Genomic DNA, 24,356 nt, shown 5'->3' with positions numbered 1-24,356 from the left:
AATCTCAATTAAATCTAATTATAGCTAAATTATCAATTGAAAAGATAATCCTTTTTATCATTATCCACAATCAATTTGTCGTTTTTAAAGACAACTTTTTTTCCAAAAATGCTATATAGAATTCTTGAAACAGAAGGAACAAGTAAATTTTTTATATAGTAATCAACATCTACATCCTCGACTTTCAAATAGATATAAGGCATAGCCCTTGAGTTAATTGCTCCAGCACCTTTTGTAATCACATATCCTATAATGTTATCCGATCTCAACTTGAATCCCATCTGAATGTATTTTTTAGCAGCCTCAACGTGAGGTGCTCTTACTTCATATGAACTTATATTCTTATTAACAGCCCTATAAATTACAAAGGACAAAAGTGGATATTCATTATTTCTTAGCTTCTCTATTTCGTCCTGTAAAATTTCTATAGCAGCATCAAATCCTTTAAAATTCAAAATAGATCTTAAAATTTTTTCCTGAACAATCCTAACAATTTCTGGAACATCACCGTGGACCCCTTCAAAACCAACCAGGACTAGCTCCCCGGAATCGTTAATTCCAGCATATTTTTTCTTAGCCTCAGTAAAAACAACCGATCTAAAGACTTCGTCAACTTTAATAATTTCGCCCCTAAGTTTCAATTCTGAAAGAAATTTGCTTATATTTTCACTTTCTTTTATAAAAAGGCTATCTGTGTCGCCATATATAATCTCAAGACCTAAACTTACAGCCAGTTCTATTGCATCTGTTAGAGTCTTCCTGCCCCACTCGGAAGTGGCCTCAGCAATTTCTTTCTTAAACCACCTGGCACTTTGCCACCCTGCATATCCATAACAGGCATTTGTAATTATCTTCAAGGTCTTTTGTTTAGCGTTCAGGAAGATATACTCTTTCGAAGACTTTGGAAAATTATCCATACTTTTTTTTATTCTATCCCTTTCAGAAATTAATTCTTGAAGGATTTTTTTATAGAATCCGTCCGGTCTCTTTCTAAACTTATATTTATTCTTTGGAGACTTAAAGCATTCTTCATCACAGCTTTCCTCAACAAATGTATCAAATGAAATGTTATATCTTATCATAATAGACGGAAGCATGCTCTTAAAGTCTAAAACTACTACGTTCTTATACACTCCAGGAGATGTCTTTAGAACTATACCCCCTTCATAAGAATCGCTAACGTGTCGTTTTTTCGGCAATATTATCATATTTTGTAAATAACTCTTTTTCATAAAAAGCCCTTCAACCCTAAACCCGGTAGGAGCAAATATCACAACATCAAGCGGCATAAACGTAATCTGAGATAGAGAAAAGTATAACTGATGGGTTAGCTCTCCAAGATCAAAGATAGATTTGGCAGAATATTTACAATGCTTTGACAACCTTTCAGCATCTAAAAACTCAATAGCTTTTACAAGTTCGATCTGGTCTAGAATGTAATCCTTTTGAAAAGCTATATTCAAAAACTCTAAAGTCTTTTTTAATTCCTTTTGCTTAAGGTCATACAAAGTCTGGGCATATTGGAAGAGATCGAATATTACTATCGAATCTATTTGAATGGAACCAAATTGGCCTTTAACAGGAAGACTATCCTCAAATTTTAGATCAAGGCCTAAGCTTTTTGCCCTTTTCGCCATGAAGTCAAAATCATCTTGACCGACGTTAAAAACGTATATGATGCTCGGCTTGTAACGTTTGATAAATGTTAAAAAACTCTCAAAGATACCCCTTTCGTCCCCCTCAAAAGTCATCGGCCCCTCATTGGAAAATATTGATATATAAGTAACTTTGTTTATTTCTGGATCAGGATTTAACACCTTGCTATCTGTCAAGAAGTAAAAGGACATAGATTTAAAGTCAGGATAATCGTAGCTATATAAAGAAAAATCACCCTCTACCCTATAACCATCTGAAAATTTATTTACTTCTATCTCATTGAAAGCGCAAAAGGTTATGTTCTTTTCTAAGATATACTGAACTGTTGGCCTCAGATCGTGATGAAATAAAATAAACTCTCTAAATTTTTTAAAAAATTTAGCACTTTGGACGTCCTTATCTTCATTGAAATCAAAATATATCCTATAAAACCTCTTATTCTCACCAATATATATCTTGTTTTCTATTTTAAATTCCTTAACTCCCTCATTAAGAGAAGAGTTAATAACAGACTCTATCCTTTCACTGTTCTCTTCGACAAGCACGTAAAAACTTGGTCTGAAACTATCATCAAACAATTTTATCCTTTCGCCATTTTCATCTAAACAATTTATACATATTGAAGGCTTCCTGTTTTCCTTTGATACGAGAATCTGAAAAGGACATACTTTAATTTTCATGGCTTTGAGTTAAAAAAGTTCAAAATCAAACTAGCTGTAAAATTAGGTCTAGAAATTGGGAAATTGTGATTAGAATTGGGTATAATTGCAAGATGTGATCTTTCAATCGCCCTAAACATAGAAATAGTGTGTTCAAGCTTTATAATGTCTCTGTCAGCGCTAATTATCAAAGTAGGAGTGGTTATCTTTTTGAGCTCTGTATAATCAATTTTCGGAGATGTCAGCCACAGCAAAATTATTTTTTTCAGGAATTTTTCGAAACTTACGCCGTATTTATTTATCCTTTCATATTCTATTCTCTCTTTTTCAAAAAGTTTTAAAACGTTATCTGTCTTTAAAGCTTTTACAAAATATGGTTCAAGACCCTCATAGTGATATTGTCCCCCCAACAAAGCGATCTTCTTGAAAAGTGTTGGATTCTCTATCGACAAAAGCAGAAGAATTATCGCCCCATCGCTATAACCTACTGCATAACACCCTTCCAGCTTAAAGGCTTTTATAAACTGATATGTGTCTGATGCAAACTGTTCATAAGAAAACTCATCGCCTGTATCCAGGCTTCTGCCATGTCCCCTTCGTTCAGGCAAATATATCTTATAATTCTTTTCAGACAGTCTACCTGCCAGATTATGCATCGTACTAATGTTTTCACTGCCACCGTGCAAAATCAGACAATCGGTCCCTGCTCCAAAAATCTCATAATACGTTTCAAGGTTATTTATCTTTATACTCGGCACCCAAAACTCCTTTTGCCCTGTTTTCAAATGCAAAAAAAGAAAAAATTATCGAAATAAAGCTTAAGAATATCCCAAAAGAACACGCATCGTGAAAACCCCTTTCCAAAAGTTTCCTCGATTCATATATATCTATTTTCCCATAAAAATTGCTAAAAATATATATGCCAATTATAGCTCCAAGATTTTGAACCACCTGGATGAATGAGGAAACAAAACCACTTTGCGCTTTTTTTACCTGTCCTAAAATAAGAGATGGACTTGCAACGAAAAACCCAATTAAGCCAATACCAGCAAATACAATAGCAATTACAAAATAAAAAATAGAAACGAAATTTTGAATAAAAAAGAACAATATGCTTGACAAAAAAACATTCACCGAGGAAAGGATACACATTTTCCTGTGACCAAATCTATCAGACAAAAACCCAATCAATGGAGATGTTAAGATAGTTATCGTACTTCCAACACCAATCAAAAAACCTGTCAGTTCCTGGCTAAAACCCATTGCGCCAATGGCAAAAAAGGGTATTATGAAGTTAAAACCATCAAACAAACAAACTATTAGAAAACTCGAAATAAGTGCAAACAATATGTTTTTGTTCCTGAAGATTGAAAAGTCTATAGTCGCATTTTTGTTTTTCTTTTCATAATACAAAAAGAAGAAGAAAAGCAAAAACCATAGAACCCATAGCAAGAAAATCAAATTTTTTTCGATTATAATTCTATATAGACTTAATATAACGGTTAACAAAGAAATTATTAGAAAGATCAAAAGAGAGCTTAAAAAATCAATTTTATTTTTGAGCCTTGTTTCATATGTCTTTGATAACGAAATAATCCCAAAAATAAAAGTCAGAATGCCTATGGGTACGTTTATTAAAAAAATAGAGTGCCATCCAAAATTTTCCACCAAAAGCGAACCAATTGGAGAACCAAATGCAAATCCTATTCCTCCAAGCCCGGTAACTGCTGCAAAAGACCTTCCTATCAAGTCTTTGGGCAAACGTTGCAAAATCAAGGCTCCTGTAGTTGCAGAAATCATACTTGATGATACCCCCTGTAAAAACCTTCCTATCAACAGGATATAAAAATTCCCTGAAACAGCACAAAAAAGCGAAGTCAAAGAGAATAAAAGAGATCCAAACAAAAATACCCTTGACGCTCCTATAGAATCAGAAATTTTTCCAAAAATAATAAGCATTGAACAAAGTGACAAAAGATAAAATATTGCCAAATTTGATACACTTTCAGTATTGACGTTAAAAACTTTGCTCAAGTAAGGGTAAGAGATGTTTACTATGCTAACATCAAGGCTTACCATAAAACTAGCCACACATAAACAACACAGCAAAATTATATTCTTTAAAGAAATCATAATTAATTTACGAAATTATTAACAAAAACCTGTTATAAAGAAAAAGTCTGTCAACTTAAATTTAAAAATCAAAATTTCTCACAAATATTTTAATCTTTTCTAAAGTTCAAGTGTATTTAAAATATTTCTTAAAGAGATCAACTCTTCTTTTGTAAAAGTCAACCCTTTGCCCATTCTATCATAATTGGATGACCACTCTCTAATATCATATTTAGCAGTCTTATCGTTCCAGCTAACCAGTTTTAAATCCTTCTTCCATCCTTTTGGACTTTCTGAAATGGTTCCCAATGTTTCTATGATTTCAAACTTTATTTCAGCCATAAAACCTCCTCGTATTTGATTAACTCAATCTTATTATAATTTACAGTCTAAAAATTGCGCTTAAATATCCTTATAACTTATTATAAATTAAAATAAATAAATAATGCGCTTATAATTAAGCTACATATAGATAGATAACTAATACTTATATATATTCCAGCTATACAAATTCTTCTTGCTATTCTGGCTTGTTCCTGAGGTGTTACGAATATTTTTTAGCTAACCCATATAAATAACTGCAACATATTGATAAATCAAGAATTTTTACGGCAATCTATTTTAGTAAACTGAAATCTTTCAAAGTTTTTGCAAATAATCATTAAAATGTTTGACAAAAAATAATACAGTATTATAATGTAATATAACCCACCCCATATGGGGTGGGAAAGGAGGTCAAAAACAGATGGAGAAGTTAATCTTAAAGATAGAGGGAATGAGTTGCGCCTCTTGTGCAATGAACGTGGAAAAGGCTCTTAAGAAAGTCAAAGGCGTCAAAAGCGCAGTAGTAAATCTTGCCAGCGAAAAGGCTTTGATAACATTTGATCCACAAAATTTTAATGAAAAAGATGTTTTTGAAGCCGTAGAAAAAGCTGGATACAAAGCCTTCTATGAAAAAGCTAATAAAAGAGACGAGTCCGATGAGTTTTTGGAAAAGGTAAAAAAAGCTAAATTAAAGATGATATATGCCTGGGCTATTACAATCCCTCTTAGCTTTATTATGTTTTTACACATGTTTTTTAATATTGAATTCAAATATCACATTCTAATAAACCTTATTCTATCTTTCCCGGTGATTTTCATAATAGGTATAGATCCTATAAAAAGCGCAATAAAAGCATTGATTCACAAAAATACCAATATGGACGTTTTAATATTTTTCGGAGTAACGTCTTCGTATTTAACAGGAGTATTAAATTTGCTTGGTCAAAAAATAGCTGATTATTCTGGAGTAGGAGCTATGATCACCAGCTTTTATCTTATAGGACAATACCTGGAAAACAAAGCAAAGGGGAGAGCATCGGAAGAGATAAAAAAGCTACTAAACCTTAGCCCCAAGAAAGCTAATCTGGTAAAACAAGACGGTTCCATAGAAACAGTAGATATAGACTTTGTGAAGGTTTCAGATATTCTTTTGGTAAAACCATCTGAGCAAATTCCAACAGATTCAGTAATAATTGAGGGTACCACATCAGTAGACGAGTCAATGATAACTGGAGAAAGTCTACCAGTCACCAAATCAATTAATGATAAAGTAATTGGTGGCACCATAAATCAACTTGGCACAATAAAAGTCAGAGTTACACAAATAGGAGAAAGTACAGTCCTATCAAAAATTTCAAAATTAGTAGAAGACGCTCAGAGCACTAAAGTTCCTGTACAAGCATTTGCTGATAGGGTTATTTCAATTTTCGTTCCATCGATTATAATTATTGCTATTCTAACATTTATAGCCTGGATCTTGTTCCCATCAGATTTACACAAATTAAATTTCTGGGTAAAGAATTTTCTTCCCTGGGTAAATCCTAATCTCAACACAATTTCAGCTGCCTTATATGCTTCAATCGCAACGCTTGTAATAGCCTGTCCCTGTGCACTAGGACTCGCTACTCCAACTGCACTAATGGTAGGATTAGGATTAGGAGCATCTAAAGGAATACTAATTAGATCAGGTGAAGCCTTGGAAAGAGCAAAGGATATAGATATAGTAGTATTTGACAAAACAGGGACAATTACAGACAAAGAACTCTATATTACTGATATTGTGTCAAACATTGATAGAGAGGAATTTATAAAGATTGTTGCCTCCCTTGAGAGTTATAGCGAACATCCTATCGGCATTGCAATTAATAAATTTGCAAAAGACAACAACATTTCGAAAATAGACTTTCAAAGCGTAAAGGTAGTTCCAGGTTTAGGAGTAGAAGGCTATTTAAATAACAAGAAGATCATCGTAGGGAGTCCAAAATTTATTGAAAAAATTGCAGGGATAAAAGACATTGATAAGTCAAAATTTGAAGGAAAAACTCTGGCAATAGCATATGAAGATGAAAAGGGTTTACTGGGAATTATGGCTTTGTCTTTTAAGATAAAAGAGAATGCAAGAGAAGCAATTGATCAAATCAAAAAGATGGGCATAAAAACAATAATGCTCACAGGTGACAACGAAGAAACTGCAAGATATGTTGCAGGTCAAGTTGGCATTGATGAATATTTTGCTAACCTATTGCCTCAAGACAAAATAGCACACATCAAAAGACTTCAAGAGAAAGGCCATGTTGTGGCAATGGTTGGAGATGGAATAAATGACGCCCCGTCTTTAAAACAATCGGATGTAGGAATATCCATAGGAACTGGAACTGATATAGCCAAAGAAGCAAGCAACATTACATTAATGTCAGATGATCTTATAAGCGTAGCTAAATCTATAAAACTGTCTATAGCAACGTTCAAAAAAATTAAACAAAACCTGTTTTGGGCTTTTTTCTACAACATTATTGCAATCCCCTTCGCAGCACTTGGAATGCTTCATCCTGTAATAGCCGAGGCAGCAATGGCTACAAGCTCAGTTTTTGTAGTTACAAACTCCCTTAGGCTTAGAAATTTTAAAATATAAATTATATTTAGGAGGTTAAAAATGTTTAAAAGGAGTTTTGTAAAGCCAATTATTTTTATTTTGGTTTTAGTCTTTATATTAGCTTTTGGATATGCTTATAGCAATGGATTTTGCACATATACAAACGGTTATGGACCTGGAATGATGTATGGAAAAGGAAATGGTTCGGGAAACGGTTATGGACCTGGAATGATGTATGGCTATAACAATGGTCAGAGTAGCTATCAAACCATACCTACAAACCAGTTAAAGAGTTTTTCAGATCTCACTGGCAACGTAGCAGTTAACGATAAGAACAATTCGGTCACCTTTAACGATCAAAACCCTGTTATACCCATCATAGCTTCTCCAAATGACAATGCAATGTATTCGTTCGGAGTAGGAAATCTAATAAATCCAACTATTATTGTTAGAAAAAATGCCAATGTAACTCTGAAACTAATAAACAATGATGATGATATGTATCATGGGATAATAATTACAAACACCGCACCTTCATATCCTTATATGGTGATGATGAACATATCCTTAGCATTCCAATATTCTGCAATCAGACCATTACCTTATGAAGACAAACAAAGTAAACTTTTGGCAACTGGATCCACAGAATTTAGTGCAAATACACCCGGAACATATTATTATATATGTCAGGTACCAGGACATGCACAACATGGCATGTATGGAAAGTTTATAGTCTTAGATAAGTAGATTTAAATAAATTTAAGAGGAGCAAAAAAAATGAAAGATGACGTTATTATCTACACATCGCCTGGATGCCCAGACTGCGCAGCCGTAAAAAACTGGCTTAAAAAAAATAATATACAATATACTGAGATAGATATCACAGCTAATTCAAATGCAGATGAAGCCTATAAAAAGTTTGGCGTCAGAATAGCTCCAATTACTGTTATAAATGATAAATTTTTTTATGGAACGTTCAAGGACCAAAAACCTAACTTAGAAAAAATTTTTAAAAAGTCTTGAGGTGAAAAAATGAAGGTATACGTTTCAGGAATGACGTGCATGCACTGTAAAAAGACAGTTGAAAGGTTATTTTCTCAAATTGATGGCGTTGAAAAGGTTGAAGTAGACCTGGCTACAAAAATTGCAAACATTAAAAGTACCAAAAATATTAGCAAAGAAGCGCTGGAAAAATCTTTAGAGGACACGGCATATAAGGTTGAAAAAGTCGAATACTAACAAAAAAGAACCATTTCATAAAGATGCTCTCAAATTACTAAAAACTGCCAGAGGACACATTGATGGCGTAATAAATATGATTGAAGATGAAAGATATTGTATAGATATATCAAACCAGATTCTGGCAATTATAGCTATACTAAAAAAGGCTAATACATCTGTCTTAAATAAACACATTGACAGATGCGTAAGAAACGCAGTAAATAGTAAAGACGTGGACGAAAAGATCGCAGAACTCCAAAACATTATGAAATATATAGAAAAAACCAAATAAATTTCACATCAAACTGTCTTTCGACACAATTATGACTTTATTTTTTCAACGTAATAAAGAATCCTATTAATAATGTATAATGTAATTTTGTATAAAATTTTTTCCATATAATTGGAGGTCTAATTTAATGAACAAGCTCGGCAACACGGATAGCGAAATCCTGAAATTACATAAAGATGATCCTATAGACTGGTATCCATGGTCAAAAGAGTGTCTGGACAGGGCAAAAAGTGAGGATAAACCAATTTTTTTGGTTTCGTGTGCTCTATGGTGTCAGGAGTGTCATGAAATAACTGATGAAATATTTCTAGATCCACAGATAGCTGACCTTTTGAACAAAAACTTCGTTTCTGTACTCTTAGATCGAGATGAACACCCTGAGGTTGACAGACGATACCAGGAAAGTATATCGGTAATTATGAAAGACTCTGGATGGCCATTGATAGCATTCCTTACTCCTGAAGCGAGAGCATTCTACGGTTTTGTGTATAGAAAAACAAACGAAGAAATAGGTTTTAAAGATATCCTTGAAAGAGTGTTAGGTATGTTCAAGGAAGCAAGAAAAAAGATAGAAGAACTCTCAAAAAACAACGAAGAATTAATCCAAAAGCACTTTCACACAGAACCAATGGGCATTGATAACAACATAATACACTTTTCTGTAATGGAAGTGTTAGAAAACTGGGACGATGTCTCTGGCAGTTTGGCTCTTGATCAGAAATTTTATTTTCCTTCTCTTTTTGAAGTAATGGTAAATCAATACGTTAACGAAACACAAACGGATACAAAGGAAGAGATAAAAAAGGCAGTTTTGCTCGTTTTAAGGAATATGGCAAAGGGTAAAATCCACGATAAAGAAGAGGGTGGATTTTATAGATGCTCCGCCGATGAAGCATGGCAATGTGTAAGAGAAGAAAAAACTACTGCAGACAATGCAGAACTACTACGGCTTTATTCTAGAGCCTTTAGAACCTTTGTAGCTTCTGATTTAAAGGATATAATAAATCAATTTAAAAAATATTTTTCTGCAAACGAATCAGAAGAAGGCGGATTTTACACGTCCAACGCTAAAATAAAGGGAAAAAGATTTGTAGATAAATCAATTTACACTGATGTAAACTCGCTTGTAATAGAGGCTTTCTGTGAAAGTTATCTTGCCACGTCAGATAAATACTTTCTAGAAAGCGCTGTGAAAACTGCTAATATGCTTCTAGATAATAGACTGCAAAATGCCCATCTCATGAGATCAAAGACCAAACCAGGCATACTATCTGATTATGCATATTTTGGATATAGCCTGTTAAGATTGTTTGAGATAACTAAAGAAGAAAAATATCTTGAATCATCAAAGAATGTAATAGATATGGCTCTAAATAGGTTCTGGAACAGAGGGAAAGGTGGTTTCTTTGAAGTAGAAAGCGAAAGTGGTTTATACGATCAGATAGAATATTTACTCGATATGCCGCTTTCAGCACCTGGACCATATATCTTTATGAGCATGATGGAACTCTTAAGAAATTTTCCACAAGAGATAAAGTACGAATACTTCCTTGAGGAATATGCTAGAAAGCTAATGGGTTCAGCAGACAAAAATCCAATTCATAGCGGAAGCGTGTTAAGGGCACTGGACGTTTTGATAAATCATCCAATAGAAAAGGAGGAAGTAGCTTTCGATCTGAAAAACCAAACCTTTAACTAATAACTAAGACTTTTTTCTATTCCTAACGAAATATAGCGCTACACCGATTATAAGACCTATAAAGAGCGATATAAAAAATATTTCCACCTTTCTTGCTCCTATTAACGTAGGATTTAAACTCTTACATTATACACTATCCTTGTTTTTGTTTACTCAATCTTACCCCCTAAGCTTTCCAAATTCACCGGGGTCCCTGGCCTTAAAAAAGGCACTACCCATAACTACCAGATCTGTACCAATCTCTTTTAGTTTTTCACCCCAAAACATATCCACGCCCCCATCAACCCAGATCTCAAAATTTCTATTGGGATAAAGTTTGACTAACCTATTTATTTTCTCAAAAACTGGTTCAATAAATGACTGTCCACCGAATCCTGGCTCAACACTCATAAACAAAACGTGATGTACAAACGGCAATATCTCAAATATAGAGCTTTCGTGCACTCCTGGCCCAATACTAATTCCAGGCAAGAAGTTCATCTCCCTTAGCATTGCACAAAATCTCACAGGTGCAACGGTAGCTTCCTGATGAAAGGTTACTTCTCTTACGGTTTTCGGAACCAGACTTACAAACTTTTCTGGTTCCTTTACCATAAGGTGAACGGACACGGGAAGTTTAGAACATTTTGCCAAATAAGTTGCAAATTGCGGTCCAAAAGATATGTTGGGCACATAGTGCCCATCCATAACGTCTACATGCCAGGCATCAGCATATGGCTCTAATTCTCTTATATTTCTTTCAAAATTTAAAAAATCAGCCGACAGAATAGAACCGGATATTAACATGGCAGCCTCCAAAATTCATAAAAATTTTTCTAAATCCATAATTTGCTCTACTCTCCTAAGGTGTCTTCCGCCCTGAAATTCGGTAGTCAAGAAAATATCCACAAGCTCTTTAGCAGTGTCGAAGTCAGTAAACCTGCCACCAAGAGCTATCATATTTGCATTGTTGTGTTCTCTTGAAAGCCTTGCAAGTTCTGGAGCATAAACCAAGGCACATCTAATACCTTTAATCTTGTTTGCAACAATAGATGCACCTATTCCAGAACCACACAGCACTATACCCCTTTCACACTTTCCTATTGAAACTGCTCTTGCAGCTTTAGCTATAATTGGCGGATAGTCTACACTTTCGTTGCTAAAACAACCAAAATCAGTAACTTCATAGCCTTTTGATATTAAATAATCTTTAATCTTATTTTTTAGTTCAAAGGCACCGTGATCAGTCGCAATAGAAATCTTCATATCAAACTCCTTAAAAGAGAATTTATATTATAAATAATATCAAAAAATATTAAAATTTAATTTTTTAACTCTCTTTAGTTACAGAAAGAAATTCCTCCATATCCATTTTGCTACCCATAAAGATAGGCGTCCTCTGATGAAGGGATTCTGGCTTTACATCAAGGATGTTAGAGTTACCGTTGCTTGCAATTCCTCCTGCCTGAGTTACCAGAAATCCCAACGGATTTGCTTCATAAAGGAGTCTTATCTTTCCATTTTTATTCACGTTATCTGCTGGATAGGCAAATATTCCGCCCTTCAAAAGGGTTCTGTGAACGTCAGCAATCATTGATGCCACATATCTCAACGTGTATCCTTTTTCCTTCACAATATCGACATATTTTTTTATACCATCAGACCATCTTTTATAATTTGATTCGTTAAAAGCATATATCTTTCCTTTTTCTGGTATCCTTATATTTGGGTGTGACAAAATAAACGATCCAACCCCGGGATCCAGAGTAAAACCGTTTACTCCGTTACCTGTAGAATACACTAGCATTGTAGAGGAACCGTAAATTACATAACCCGCAGCTACCTGTTTTCTTCCTTCTTGAAGAAACGATGTGTCATCGTCAGATATCCTTTTGTAAATTGAAAATATCGTTCCCACGCTTATATTTACATCTACATTAGAAGACCCATCCAAAGGATCAAGACATATTACATACTTCCCGTCTTTGCCCCCCTCAGGGAAAAACGCCTTCTCCATCTCTTCCGATACAACAGCAAAGAAGTCGCCCGTAGAAGCAAGATGCTCAACTAACCAGTTGTTCGCCAACTCATCAAGTTTTTGGACTTCCTCTCCCTGGACGTTTATCCTACCTACCTTGCCAAGAACGTCTACAAGACCAGCTTTTCTAATATGGGAAGAAATTATCTTGGTAGCATTTTCTATTGAGATAAGTATGCGAGACAAAGTTCCTGAGGCTTTAGGATATTTCCTTTCTTCCTCAAGAATAAACCTGCTTAGATCTATTCCTTTTTCTATCTTCATAGGATCTACCCTCTTTCCAAATATTTTATTTCATAGTTAAATAATCCCTACATTACTTTAGGGAGGACGTCAATTCCGGGCAAATTTTCACCTTCCAAAAACTTTAAAGCTGCTCCACCGCCCGTAGAAACGTGGGAAAAGTAGTTGACCATATTAGTTAGCCTAAGTACGTCAGATGTATCACCGCCACCACAGACGCTCACCGCCTCGCTTAGAGCCACTGCTAAAGCAATAGCTCTTGAACCCCACGAAAACTCAGGGATCTCAAATACTCCCATTGGACCATTCCACAAAATAGTCTTTGCCTTCAATATTTCTTCCTTGAAAAGCTCCAAAGTCTTAGGGCCAATATCAACTCCATACCAGTCCGCAGGTATTCTGTGAGCATCGACGAGTCTACACTCACTACCACTTATTATATCCTTTGCCACCAAAACGTCTATTGGCAAGACTATCTTCTTTCCCATTTCACCAGCTTTATAAAGTATTTGGCGCGCTACGTCATCAATAGACTCTTCCACAAAGGACTTGCCCACATCATATCCATTCGCCCTCAAAAAGGCAAAAGCCATGCCACCACCTATACATATACAGTCAACCTTCTCAATCATATTGTTTATAAGCTTTATCTTATCAGAAACCTTTTTACCGCCTAAGATTAAAAGAAAAGGTCTCTTTGGACTTTTTAAAATCTTGCTCAAGGCAATAACCTCCTTTTCAAGTAAAAATCCCGCAAAAGAAGGCAAGAGTTTTGGCAAAGAGGCTATTGAAGCGTGTTCTCTATGGCATGCACCAAAAGCTTCCTGGACAAAAATGTCTCCCAAAGAGGCTAAAAACCTCGCATATTGCATGTCGTTTTTTGTCTCTCCCGGACAAAATCTAAGATTTTCAATCAGTAAAATCTCGCCTTCTTTTAATTCGTTTAAAACAAATTCCTCCAACTCACTCCCTGTACATTCCGGGATAAAGTTTATGTTAAAACCAAGCATCTCAGAAAGCCTTTTCCTTACTCCCTTTAATGAAAAGTTCGCTTCTCTGTTCTTTGGCCTTCCAAAGTGCGAAGCCAGAATCACCTTTGCCCTTGCAGCACACAAATATGCCAGTGTGGGAGCCACTGCCCTGAGCCTCATGTCTCCAGTCAAATTACCTTCTGAGTCGGCTGGATCGTTTAGATCCGCTCTTACAAACACTCTTTTGCCCTGAAGCCTGTATATTGGATAATCAAGTAGAGAGGCTCTATCAAACAAACTCACTTCAGTCCCCTCCCCCTGACAAAAATCTGATCAAATCAACAATTCTACTGGCATAACCAAATTCGTTGTCATACCAGGAAAATACCTTATAAATGTCTTGAATTTTTGATATTAAAAGTCCATCCACAATAGAAGAATATCTGCTGCCTATAATGTCACTTGATACTAGAGGCTCTTGTGAATAGTATAAAATGCCTTTCATTGAGTCATTTGAATAGCCCTTAAACGCTTCATTTATATCCGCTATTTCAGGGTTCTTTTTGAGATTCACAGACAAATCAACTATAGAAGCCGTAGGAACTGGCACTCTCAAAGATATTCCGTCAAGCTTCCCTTCAAGCTCAGGGAATATCTTTCCAATAGCCCTTGCAGCCCCTGTAGAAGTTGGTACCATGTTTATAGCTGCAGCTCTTGCCCTTCTTGGATCCTTTTTGTGCGTGCCGTCTAATAGTCTTTGATCCGACGTATATGCGTGAACTGTAGTCATAGTACCCTTTTCAATTCCAAACTCATCGTTTAAAACCTTGCAAACCGGAGCAAGACAATTGGTAGTGCACGAAGCTGCAGATATTACTTCAAAGGAAGGCAGTATGTCTTTATGGTTTACGCCATAGACAACCATACAATCAGCGTCTTTACTTGGCGCACTAATAAGCACCTTTTTACAACCTGCAATTATGTGCTTGTACGCATCTTCTTTTTTTGTAAATTTACCAGTAGACTCTACTACTATCTCAATATCCAGATCTTTCCATGGAAGTTTAGAGATATCAGTTCTTTCTTCAAAGACAAGAATTTTTTTATCGTTGATATAAAGCGAATCGCTATCATAACTTACTTTCTTATCAAAGTCTCTATATATAGAATCGTGTTTTAACAAATTAGCCAGCATAGCAGTATTTTTTGAACTGTTTATTGCAACAATGTCTATATCTTTATAATCACTTGAAATTCTGGCCACCAAACGACCAATTCTTCCAAAACCGTTAATTGCTACCTTCATCTGACATCCCTCCCTCAACTTCTGGGCCTAAGGGTTCAAAGTTACTTTTTGTTGAAGCTGAAATCTCATATATCTCGTTTGCCTTTCTTTTAGTTTCCAAAAGTTTCAGCGCTTCCTTTGCTATATCCTCTGAAGTAAGCTGATAGTGCTTTAAAAGATCTAAACTTTTGCCAGATTGACCAAATTGATCCCTTATACCCACTCTTGCCATAGCTACAGGGAATTCTTCTGCCACACATTCTGCAATTGCGCTTCCCAAGCCACCTATTATGCTATGCTCTTCAACGCTTAAAACAGCCCTAGTCTTTATTAACGAGTCCACAAGAGTATCTTTGTCAAAGGGTTTAATTGTATTGTAATTGATTACCTCAGCTTCTACTCCAAGTCCTGAAAGTCTCTCTGCAGCGCCAAGAGCTTCATAAACCATTATTCCACAGGCTGCTATAGTGATATCCTTTCCCTCTCTTAGCACAATGGCCTTTCCAATTTCAAACGGCTTTCCTGGAGGGGTAACTACGGGGGTTGCCATCCTGCTAAGCCTTAGATAAACGGGTCCTTCAAAGTTTGCAGCTGCAAAGGTAGCCTCATAAGCCTCATGTGCGTCAGCAGGAACAACAATTGTCATATTTGGTATAGATCTCATAATTGAGATATCATCAACCGACTGATGGGTAGCTCCATCCTCTCCAACGCTGATTCCGGCATGGCTTGCAGCAATTTTTACGTTTAGACCAGGGTATGCCACAGATTGAAAGATCTGATTCAATACCCTTTGCGTAGCAAATATTGCAAAGGAAGAACAAAAAACCACCATTCCACAAGCAGCTAATCCTGCTCCAATCCCTATCATATTTGCCTCCGCAATCCCAACGTCAAAAAATCTATCTGGAAATTCCTTTGCAAACTTTATAGTTTGGGTAGACTTAGCCAGATCAGCGTCAAGAACCACCACATTGTTATTTTGTCTGCCAAGTTCTACCAAAGCCTTACCATATGCCTCTCTTGTAGCAATCTCCCTATCAGATACAATGGCCACACAGAACATCTCCTTTCATTTTCTTAATTCCTTAATTTTTGGAATCTATCTCTACGTCCTCAGATTCCATAAACTCAACCCCTTCAAAGCCCTTCAGAGCTTCTTCTAATTGATCTGGTTTTGGAGCCTTTCCGTGCCAATCTACGTTGTTCTCCATAAAGCATACACCTTTGCCCTTTACCGTATTGGCAATTATTGCAGTAGGCTTTGAAGTGTAAGATATAGCTTCAAGAGCAGGTATTAATTCGAGAAAATCATGACCGTCTACTTCTATCACAGTCCAACCAAAAGCCTTCCATTTTGCCCCTAAGGGTTCAACTCCCATAACGTCTTCTGTGCAGCCATCAATTTGCAATCTATTTCTATCTACAATTGCCACAATATTTGTAAGCTTGAAATGAGAGGCAGCCATAGCGGCCTCCCACACCTGACCTTCCTGACACTCTCCATCTCCAAGAAGCACAAAAACTCTATATCCACTTTCTAAAATCTTTGCAGAAAGAGCCATGCCGACTCCTACGCTCAATCCCTGTCCCAGAGAGCCTGTAGACATCTCAACTCCGGGAACTTTTTTCATATCAGGGTGCCCTTGAAGAGGAGACCCTAACACTCTTAAATCATCCAACCATTCATATGGAATAAATCCTGTTTCAGCAAGGGTAGCATACAAGGCCGGAGCAGCATGACCCTTTGACAGAACAAACCTATCCCTTTCAGGATCTTTCGGATATTTTGGACTAATTCTCAAAATCCTGAAATATAGCGCAGTTAATATATCTACGCATGAAAGAGAACCACCTGGATGGCCTGATCCAGCTTTGCCAATCATTTTTACTATATTTTTTCTGATAATCAAAGCCTTTTTCTCAAGCTCATCATATTCAGGCTTATATACAATCCTGCTAAACGGCATCTTTGAACACCACCTTTTCTTCTTTGTCCTTTGATGCCCTAATTTGCTTGATTCTGGTAGCAAACAAAACTAACATAGTTCGATATGGTACTACTTCCTTTTCCTTAACCTTAGAAAGAACATCTTGACTTATAGAGAATATAGAACTTAATTCTTTCAACTGATCCTGAGTTAAATCGCTTTGTATTCCAAAAACGTTCATCTTTCTACCCGCATACCACTCGTTAAAACACTTCCAATCATCAAAATTACACGATTTCAAATACTTCTTTAACCAGGGATCATCGACTGGTTCCTTCCAGTCCACTCCAATTGCAGAAGAGCTAGTTTTTGAAATCTTTAATTTGATTATTATATCCGCAAGAGCACATTGTGGCTCTACAAAGTTCCTAATATCTCTTTGTCTGAGCCTGATCTCTTTTGCTACCTGTTCTACTGTATATCCTCTTTCTGCTGTATCCCTTTTTACCTTCCAGTTGAATTTCAAATCCATCTGGGTATCGTAGTAAACCTTCATATCATAGAGTTCTGCAAGAGACCTAAAGAAAAATGGATGCAGACCTTCACATATTATATAAGGCACAGGAACCACCCACTCAGGATCTCCAAAACTGCCTGTAGAGTGATCGTAAACGGGCTTTAAGACCTTTTTCCCTTGTTTAAGCAAAAAGAGGTGCTCGATTGCAAGGCCGAGATTGTTTGCCCTGGGATGAAGAGGAGTAATCCCTATAGCCTTTCTCTCAACCCTATCAAGAGAGTGATAATCGTCAAAAGATATAGTTCTTACCTTATCTCTACCCAAAAGAGTGGCTATATCTTTTACAAATGTGCTCTTTCCAGCACCGCTATCCCCAGCTATGCCTATAAATACAGGATCGACGCTCATTTTATGCACCTCCCCATTTTGATAGGGCAATTTCAAGCGCCTTGCTGCTCTTTGCCCCTTCTTTCAAAGTTATTCCCTTAACAGCACACTCAACTGCATCCCTTACAGCCCTTGCACCCATTCTGGTTCCTTCTGGATGTCCGTGAACTCCTCCGCCATATTGAAAAATAGCATTTTTCCCAAATATTTTATAAAGATCAGCTGTATGGCCTGGGTGAAGCCCACCAGATGCTACAGAAAAAACGCTCTTCATATTGCCCCATTCTTGATGTGGCAAATATGTTTTCACTTTCATTTCACTGCTAGAACCCAAAGCTTCATGACACACCAATACGTCATCCCTATCTCCTTCCATTTTTCCTACTACAGTGCCAATATGAAGCTGGTCCACTCCTGCAAATCTCAAAAGCTTTGAGAGAACTAACATGTGAATGCCGTGTTTTTTGCTTCTTGCAAAGCTTGCATACATAGCCCTGTGAGCATGTAGTATCAGCCCTGTATTTGCATTCCTGAGACTTTGAACCCCTGCGAAACCTGTGGTTATTACGTCCACCATCGCATACTTTCCACCTTCTTGTTTAACCAGAGTAGCTCTTCTTAACATCTCCTCTGTGGGAGCTGTAACGTTTGGCAGATATGCCTTTTTCTCACCAGTCTCTTTTTCAGCGCGCCTAACCGCATCGAGCGAATATTTTACCCTCTCATCAAAATTAGAAAAATCTTGATGAGTGAGGTTTTCATCATCCTTTACCAGATCTAAACCACCAACAAGAGATTCATATACTACCTTTGCCTGCTCCTTTGGATCAAGCCCTAACTTTGGCTTAACAATAGTTCCAACCAAGGGTCTGTCCTTGACGTTCAATACCTCTCTTACGCCCTCTACTCCAAAAGCAGGTCCATTTAACTCATCCAAAAATTTTTGTGTGAGAACGATGTCTAACAACCTTAAATTTTCTACTGCTTTCATTCCAAAGACGTTTCCCGCAATGCTACTTAAAAACTGAGGAAGATTAGCTGCTTCAAAGAGCACGTCTGGATATGCTATCCTTACAACATCGCCTTCTATAGAATAAACTCTTGCTCTCAATTCATCCCAAATACTTTGTTTCATAGTAGCAAGATCTGTCCATGTACCTATAGATGACTCAGATGCCACAGCTCCAGCAGCCTCTTTAATGTCTGTCCCTGGAGCAGGTTCCACGTAAAAGGCAGCCAGCACATCATTTTTTTTCGGAACGTAGTCAAAATCCAAAAAATTTGTATATTTAATATTTAATTTATTGCTCATAATTTCACCTCATTATTATTTTTTTACTTCTAAACTATTTTGATTCCTGAAGCCCTTTCCAATCGCTTAAAAATTTCTCAATCCCTATGTCAGTCAGCGGGTGTCTAAACATAGCCTCTAAAACCTTAGTGGGGATTGTGGCGATGTGAGCTCCCGCTTTCGCAGATTCTACTACGTGAATAGGATGTCTGATGCTGGCTGCAATAATTCTTGTATTTATCCCATAAATCTTAAATATATGTGCCAGGTCTCTTACCACTTCCAGACCGTTATGGGATATGTCATCCAACCTGCCAACAAATGGGCTCACAAAGGTCGCACCTGCTTTAGCTGCAAGAAGTCCCTGGCTAGTTGAAAAAATGAGCGTAACGTTCGTCTTAATGCCTTCTTTTGACAAAACGCTTACAGCCTTTAAGCCTTCTTCCGTCATAGGGATCTTTACAGCAGTATTTAGCTTCCAGGATGAATATTCTCTTGCTTCTTTTATCATCTGATCTGCTTGAGTCCCTATAACCTCTACGCTAACAGGCTCTTTTACCAGAGCACAAATTTCCTTTATTGCACCTTTAATGTCTTTACAACCAGCCTTTGCAAGCAGTGATGGATTCGTGGTAACACCATCTACCACACCAGTAGGAACTAATTTTCTAATTTCGTCAATTTTCGCAGTATCTAAAAAAATTTGCATAGCTCTTTCACCTCCAAAGATTTTTTAGGGGAGTAATCCAGGTTGACAATGTCATACAACCTGAGATTAAACTCAAAAAACAAAAAAGCCTCTAAACCCAGGAAAAGAAAACTAATCCCATCCGCCATTGCCAACCTCCTTTCATAAGTATGTCTGACAATAATACATATAATTGTCAGACTTGTCAAGCACTTCTGACATAATTAAAATTATCGCTTAAATTAAGTAATTTTAATAATTGTCAGACAATTAAAACTAAAGAACTCCCCTATTTGACACTTCCCTATTCTTGTGTTTAAATCAATTTATGGAAGACATACAACAAATACACGATAAATTCTTTAAACAGATAACCTCAAATATTGAGAATTCAAAGGGCTTTGTAGAATTCTCTTTGCCAAAAGAGATTTTAAAACAACTGGACTTTGATACAATAAAACCTATAAACACAGAAAAGATTTCAAAGAAGTATAAGGGGTTTAATTTAGACAAGTTCAGTTTATTCCAGTAGTTTTCTATCATGGAAAAACGAATTGGGATAAAATGTAAATGATCTAGAAGAAGAGGAAATGAAAGCTATATTAGACTCTACTGTAGGAGGTGATAAGATGGCACCTGTAATTGAGAAGTGGATAGAAAAGGGAAGAGAAGAGGGTATGATTATTGACGCCCAGGATTTACTTTTAGATGCCATTGAAGCCAAATTCGATAAAGTCCCAAGAGATATAAATTAATGGTGAAAAAAACAAAAGATAGGGAGAAGTTAAGAAACATACTTAAAGCGACTATAAAGGTTCAAAGCTTAAATGAAATAAGGGGTATGTTCTAAATAATAAATAATTTTACAGGCTTTGCTCTACAAGAAAACCCAAACTCAAATTTTTAAATTTTATTAAATAAACTAATTAAATTAAAGAGGGATGCTGGTGTTTGATTATAAAATAAAAATAGAAAATAAAGAAGGGGATGTCCTTTTAGAGAATAACTTTGAAATCCTGGTCTGGTACTATGGACCAAGGGTTATGGTAAACAAAACTGCAACTATTGCACTAATCTGGCATGATGATGACGAAGAATACGAAAAGTGGTTTCTGTGTGAAAACCAAACAGTAATACTGAACTATATATCAGGTAAAAGCACCATGAGAGATATAGTCTTAAAGAGTAAAACCAGTCTGTGCTATTATGACTTCAAGAATAACAGATATATATTTGAAAAGAATTTAACCAAAGACGATCTTTTAAGATTAGAACTTCCACACGAAGAGTCATATCTGGGGGATGTGTATAAGAAAAAAGATGAGCTACTAAAATCTATTGAAATATTATCATCCTAATCTCCTTAATCTCATCTACAAACAGGCTTAAATCTAATAAACTTTGTGGATAAGTTGTTAATAAGTTGTGGATATCCTGTGAATAATTTTAGAGATTTTATACTCTAATCTCCTCAAAAATAGCATTTGCAAAATATATTAAGCTTTTTAAAGCTAAAATTTTATAAGTTATCATTATTTATATTTAGCAAGAGAAGAAATATAATAATAAAAAATTATTTTTTTTCAGGGAGTAGATGTTAATAATTTGATAATTAAGGTATAAAGATATTTAAAGGGAGGAGGATATCATGTCTAACCTGCAAACGTTCCAATTCCTATTAAATTCATCTGTATTTGGAGTATACATATATCAAGGAGAAGAGGCTAAAATTGTTTTTGCAAACGACAAGATAGCACAAATTTTAAAGTATGACAGCAAAGAAGAGCTAATTGGGAAAAGTGCAATAGAGCTGGTAGCTTCAGATGTTGATGAAGTTAAATCGCATATAAAAAGAAAAGCCCAGGGAGAGATTTTTGCAGCTGAATATATAGAACACTATCTTAAATCCAGAACTAATGCGATAATTCCTGTATCTCTCTTTGCCTATACAATAGAATATAACAACAAATACTCTGGACTGGTTTTAATCCTTGACAGAACAAAAGAAAAGTCATTTGAAAAGCTATTTCTCACCTTAAGCCAGATAAATCAGTTAATAGTAAGGATTGAAGATGAGGAAGAAATTCTTGAAAAAATTTGTGAAATAGCTATTGATGAGGTTGGTTACCTGGATTGTGCCATAGGCTATATAGATGAGAATAAGCTGTTTAGACAAATTTATACAAAAGCCAAAACAAAAGAGATAGAAGATGCCCTTAAATCTTTAACGATTGGCGCAGACCCAAACACCCCATATGGCACAGGCACGGTTTCAAAAGCCTATCACACAAAAGAGATAAGCCTGATTTCTCAGATTTCAAAACTTGAATCAGGTCACTACTGGCATGACTTTTTCAACAAATTCAACATATCTTCAGCCTGTTCAATCCCAATATTAAAGAGAGGAGAGGTAAAATATATTTTGCTCCTGCACGACACTATTGCGAATACGTTTGACAGTGATCACCTGCACCTCCTGGAACAGATAAAATTAGACATATCTTTTGCCCTGGAAAAAGTTGAAAATGAAAAGTGGTATCAACTTATTCTTTCTGCAGTAAACAAAAGCTTCGAATTTGTATGTATAGTAGACGATAACTTTAAAATATTATATGCAAACGATAAAGCCAAAAAACTTTCTGGATATCAAACTAATGAAATTATCGGGAAAGATCTTATTGATTTTTGTTTTTTTGAACAATCAGAAGACTTTAAAAAGGATATTTACAAGAGGCTTTCTTCAGACAGGCAATATACTGGAGTAATAAGTTATAGGCTCAAGGATAACTCTCCTAAAGATTTTCTTGTAAATATTATGCCTTATTTTAAAGGGGAAAAAGTTACCAATTATATTGTTATCGGCAAAATATTGGAAAGGGAGGATGAACTCTTAAAAAGTCTTGAAAAGGCGCTTTTCTACGATCCCATAACAAATTTACCAAATACTAATTATTTTATTAAAGAAATAGAAAAATTTTGTCAAACAGTAAAATACGAAGATCAAATTGGAGCGCTAATATTAATTGATCCACAAGAATTTAGAAGGATAAACGAAGCCTTTGGGTTTGACACAGGGAATAAATTGCTTAGTCTGATAGCGTCCAGACTAAATCAAATAGTGGAAAAAAATGACATTGTAGCAAGACTTGAATCAGAAAAATTTGGAGTATTGATAAGACCTCTGAGATTTAAAGAGGATGTGTTACTAGTTGCCAAAAAAATTTTAAAAGAACTCGCAATGCCATATAACACAGGAAACAGTCATATTATTCTTGAATTTAATCTTGGAATAATATTCATATCAAAGGATGTAAACAACCCATCTGAAATACTAAAAATGGCAAACATTGCGCTGGTAGATGCAAAACAAAAGGGAAAAAATCAGATTGGCTTTTTCAGAAAAGATATTGAAGAAGATGTCATAAAAAGGTTGAATTTAATAACTGAACTTGAACGCGCAGTGTCAAATAAAGAATTCATTGTTTATTATCAGCCATATGTAGATAGAGATAAAAATATAGTCGGGTTAGAAGCCCTGATGCGATGGAAGAAAGGCGATAATATCCTGTTGCCATCGGAATTTATAGAAGAGCTGGAAGCTGGGCAATATATTGTAGATGTTGAAGATTTAATAATCGATAATGTTTTAGACGATATAAGTGAACTAGGTTTTAGTTTTCCAGTTTCTGTCAACCTCTCTATAAAAAGCTTATTTAGAAAGGACCTATCCCAAAGCCTTATATCGAAACTAACCCGAAGAAAAGTAAAAGGCAATATAAACATAGATATTTCTCATAACATATTAAATATAGAAATTATTGAAAGATCCTTTTTAGAAAACTTTGAGTATATAAGAAATCTTATAGAAAACTTAAAGAAATTTAATATATTTTTTAGCATTGATGACTTTGGCACAGGATATTCAAGCCTCTCTTATCTATCAAAGCTAAAAGTAAATTTCCTAAAAATAGACACATCTTTTGTAAAAAACCTAAACGATAAAGACACAAAAAACGTTACAAACGCAATCATTGCCCTATCAAAATCCCTAAACATAAAAACCATAGCAGAAGGTGTAGAGACTGTAGAACAGTTTGAAATCCTAAAATCAATGGGATGCGATTACTATCAGGGATTTTTGTTTTACAGGCCAATGTCAAAGAGTGAACTTCATAAAATATTAAACTCCTGAATCTCTATCAGGAATAAATAATTGCAAATAAAACAATTATACGTAATATTTAAAGTCAATTTTTATCTCCCCTAAGACCTTCATATTCAATCCACAATAAATTTTATCTGGAAGATAATTAACTATCTTATACTTTTATACTTACTTTCAATTTCAGATATTGACAAATTATCTATTATAATTTATTATTTTTGATAATTAATCATATGGGGGTGATGCGATTTGCTTGTATTAAATTAGATTTTGGCCTTAGAAAAACAAATAATTTTAAGGAGGGT

24 protein-coding genes are annotated in these 24,356 nt (G+C 35.5%); 10 read left to right on the top strand and 14 right to left on the bottom strand.

The features are described from left to right. Positions 1 to 32 precede the first annotated feature (32 nt). From TDSAC_RS02065 to TDSAC_RS02050, 4 genes are all read right to left on the bottom strand, one after another. Positions 33 to 2,234 (bottom strand): DNA-directed DNA polymerase, encoded by a 2,202-nt coding sequence (locus tag TDSAC_RS02065; protein ID WP_199919861.1) that lies wholly within the window; start codon positions 2,232 to 2,234, stop codon positions 33 to 35. Between the two features lie 98 nt (positions 2,235 to 2,332). Continuing rightward, on the bottom strand, positions 2,333 to 3,073 hold the full coding sequence (locus tag TDSAC_RS02060) for an alpha/beta fold hydrolase (RefSeq protein WP_108308588.1): 741 nt from the start codon (positions 3,071 to 3,073) through the stop codon (positions 2,333 to 2,335). Continuing rightward, positions 3,051 to 4,448: an MFS transporter gene (locus tag TDSAC_RS02055; protein WP_108308584.1), complete on the bottom strand. Its 1,398-nt coding sequence runs from the start codon at positions 4,446 to 4,448 to the stop codon at positions 3,051 to 3,053. The genes TDSAC_RS02060 and TDSAC_RS02055 overlap by 23 nt, the downstream gene beginning before the upstream one ends. A 99-nt stretch (positions 4,449 to 4,547) precedes the next feature. Next, complete coding sequence (locus tag TDSAC_RS02050) at positions 4,548 to 4,769, bottom strand: YdbC family protein (protein ID WP_108308581.1); 222 nt, start codon at positions 4,767 to 4,769, stop codon at positions 4,548 to 4,550. Between the two features lie 403 nt (positions 4,770 to 5,172). Between TDSAC_RS02050 and TDSAC_RS02045 the strand changes: the two genes are divergently transcribed. The 6 genes from TDSAC_RS02045 to TDSAC_RS02020 all read left to right on the top strand — a co-directional run bounded on the left by TDSAC_RS02045 (position 5,173) and on the right by TDSAC_RS02020 (position 10,556). Next, the gene (locus TDSAC_RS02045) at positions 5,173 to 7,383 is read left to right on the top strand and encodes a heavy metal translocating P-type ATPase (RefSeq protein WP_108308578.1); all 2,211 of its coding nucleotides are present in this window, start codon (positions 5,173 to 5,175) and stop codon (positions 7,381 to 7,383) included. Positions 7,384 to 7,404: 21 nt separating this feature from the next. Then, positions 7,405 to 8,091, top strand: a complete 687-nt coding sequence (locus TDSAC_RS02040) for a hypothetical protein (protein ID WP_108308576.1) — start codon at positions 7,405 to 7,407, stop codon at positions 8,089 to 8,091. A 30-nt stretch (positions 8,092 to 8,121) separates the two neighbouring features. Further along, positions 8,122 to 8,367 carry a glutaredoxin family protein gene (locus TDSAC_RS02035; protein WP_108308573.1) on the top strand — a complete coding sequence of 82 codons (246 nt, stop codon included), beginning with the start codon at positions 8,122 to 8,124 and terminating at the stop codon, positions 8,365 to 8,367. A gap of 9 nt (positions 8,368 to 8,376) precedes the next feature. Continuing rightward, entirely contained in the window at positions 8,377 to 8,583 is a 207-nt protein-coding gene (locus TDSAC_RS02030) for a heavy-metal-associated domain-containing protein (protein ID WP_108308571.1), read from the top strand. Next, the gene (locus TDSAC_RS02025; RefSeq protein WP_108308568.1) at positions 8,564 to 8,857 is read left to right on the top strand and encodes a metal-sensing transcriptional repressor; all 294 of its coding nucleotides are present in this window, start codon (positions 8,564 to 8,566) and stop codon (positions 8,855 to 8,857) included. Before TDSAC_RS02030 ends, TDSAC_RS02025 begins: the two co-directional genes overlap by 20 nt. Positions 8,858 to 8,984: 127 nt before the next feature. Then, on the top strand, positions 8,985 to 10,556 hold the full coding sequence (locus TDSAC_RS02020) for a DUF255 domain-containing protein (RefSeq protein WP_108308565.1): 1,572 nt from the start codon (positions 8,985 to 8,987) through the stop codon (positions 10,554 to 10,556). Positions 10,557 to 10,715: 159 nt separating this feature from the next. Here TDSAC_RS02020 and TDSAC_RS02015 read toward each other — a convergent pair whose 3' ends face one another. The 10 genes from TDSAC_RS02015 to fsa form a co-directional block, all read right to left on the bottom strand. Continuing rightward, positions 10,716 to 11,342, bottom strand: a complete 627-nt coding sequence (locus TDSAC_RS02015) for a ribulose-phosphate 3-epimerase (RefSeq protein WP_108308563.1) — start codon at positions 11,340 to 11,342, stop codon at positions 10,716 to 10,718. A gap of 15 nt (positions 11,343 to 11,357) precedes the next feature. Then, positions 11,358 to 11,801: a ribose 5-phosphate isomerase B gene (rpiB, locus tag TDSAC_RS02010; RefSeq protein WP_108308561.1), complete on the bottom strand. Its 444-nt coding sequence runs from the start codon at positions 11,799 to 11,801 to the stop codon at positions 11,358 to 11,360. Positions 11,802 to 11,865: 64 nt separating this feature from the next. Beyond that, positions 11,866 to 12,837 (bottom strand): class 1 fructose-bisphosphatase, encoded by a 972-nt coding sequence (fbp, locus tag TDSAC_RS02005; protein ID WP_108308558.1) that lies wholly within the window; start codon positions 12,835 to 12,837, stop codon positions 11,866 to 11,868. Between the two features lie 47 nt (positions 12,838 to 12,884). After that, on the bottom strand, positions 12,885 to 14,090 hold the full coding sequence (locus TDSAC_RS02000) for a phosphoglycerate kinase (RefSeq protein ID WP_108308556.1): 1,206 nt from the start codon (positions 14,088 to 14,090) through the stop codon (positions 12,885 to 12,887). Between the two features lies 1 nt (position 14,091). Continuing rightward, positions 14,092 to 15,093 (bottom strand): type I glyceraldehyde-3-phosphate dehydrogenase, encoded by a 1,002-nt coding sequence (gene gap / locus TDSAC_RS01995; protein WP_108308553.1) that lies wholly within the window; start codon positions 15,091 to 15,093, stop codon positions 14,092 to 14,094. Next, positions 15,077 to 16,138 (bottom strand): transketolase family protein, encoded by a 1,062-nt coding sequence (locus TDSAC_RS01990; RefSeq protein ID WP_108308551.1) that lies wholly within the window; start codon positions 16,136 to 16,138, stop codon positions 15,077 to 15,079. The genes gap and TDSAC_RS01990 overlap by 17 nt, the downstream gene beginning before the upstream one ends. Positions 16,139 to 16,160: 22 nt before the next feature. Continuing rightward, entirely contained in the window at positions 16,161 to 17,042 is an 882-nt protein-coding gene (locus TDSAC_RS01985; RefSeq protein ID WP_108308549.1) for a transketolase, read from the bottom strand. Beyond that, the gene (locus TDSAC_RS01980) at positions 17,032 to 17,928 is read right to left on the bottom strand and encodes a phosphoribulokinase (RefSeq protein ID WP_108308547.1); all 897 of its coding nucleotides are present in this window, start codon (positions 17,926 to 17,928) and stop codon (positions 17,032 to 17,034) included. The genes TDSAC_RS01985 and TDSAC_RS01980 overlap by 11 nt, the downstream gene beginning before the upstream one ends. 1 nt (position 17,929) lies before the next feature. Beyond that, positions 17,930 to 19,219: a type III ribulose-bisphosphate carboxylase gene (gene rbcL, locus TDSAC_RS01975; protein WP_108308545.1), complete on the bottom strand. Its 1,290-nt coding sequence runs from the start codon at positions 19,217 to 19,219 to the stop codon at positions 17,930 to 17,932. A gap of 34 nt (positions 19,220 to 19,253) precedes the next feature. Beyond that, entirely contained in the window at positions 19,254 to 19,907 is a 654-nt protein-coding gene (fsa, locus tag TDSAC_RS01970) for a fructose-6-phosphate aldolase (RefSeq protein ID WP_108308542.1), read from the bottom strand. Positions 19,908 to 20,214: 307 nt separating this feature from the next. Between fsa and TDSAC_RS09245 the strand changes: the two genes are divergently transcribed. The 4 genes from TDSAC_RS09245 to TDSAC_RS01955 all read left to right on the top strand — a co-directional run bounded on the left by TDSAC_RS09245 (position 20,215) and on the right by TDSAC_RS01955 (position 24,078). Further along, positions 20,215 to 20,418: an Rpn family recombination-promoting nuclease/putative transposase gene (locus TDSAC_RS09245; protein ID WP_108308538.1), complete on the top strand. Its 204-nt coding sequence runs from the start codon at positions 20,215 to 20,217 to the stop codon at positions 20,416 to 20,418. Between the two features lie 58 nt (positions 20,419 to 20,476). Further along, positions 20,477 to 20,641, top strand: a complete 165-nt coding sequence (locus TDSAC_RS09015) for a hypothetical protein (RefSeq protein WP_199919859.1) — start codon at positions 20,477 to 20,479, stop codon at positions 20,639 to 20,641. A 192-nt stretch (positions 20,642 to 20,833) separates the two neighbouring features. Further along, complete coding sequence (locus TDSAC_RS01960; RefSeq protein WP_108308536.1) at positions 20,834 to 21,244, top strand: hypothetical protein; 411 nt, start codon at positions 20,834 to 20,836, stop codon at positions 21,242 to 21,244. A 290-nt stretch (positions 21,245 to 21,534) separates the two neighbouring features. Beyond that, positions 21,535 to 24,078, top strand: coding sequence for a bifunctional diguanylate cyclase/phosphodiesterase (locus TDSAC_RS01955; protein ID WP_108308529.1), 2,544 nt, complete (start codon positions 21,535 to 21,537; stop codon positions 24,076 to 24,078). The last annotated feature ends 278 nt before the right edge of the window (positions 24,079 to 24,356 follow it).

It is taken from the genome of Thermodesulfobium acidiphilum (genome assembly GCF_003057965.1).
GTDB lineage: Bacteria > Thermodesulfobiota > Thermodesulfobiia > Thermodesulfobiales > Thermodesulfobiaceae > Thermodesulfobium > Thermodesulfobium acidiphilum.
This window is presented reverse-complemented; position numbering and strand designations above follow the sequence as displayed.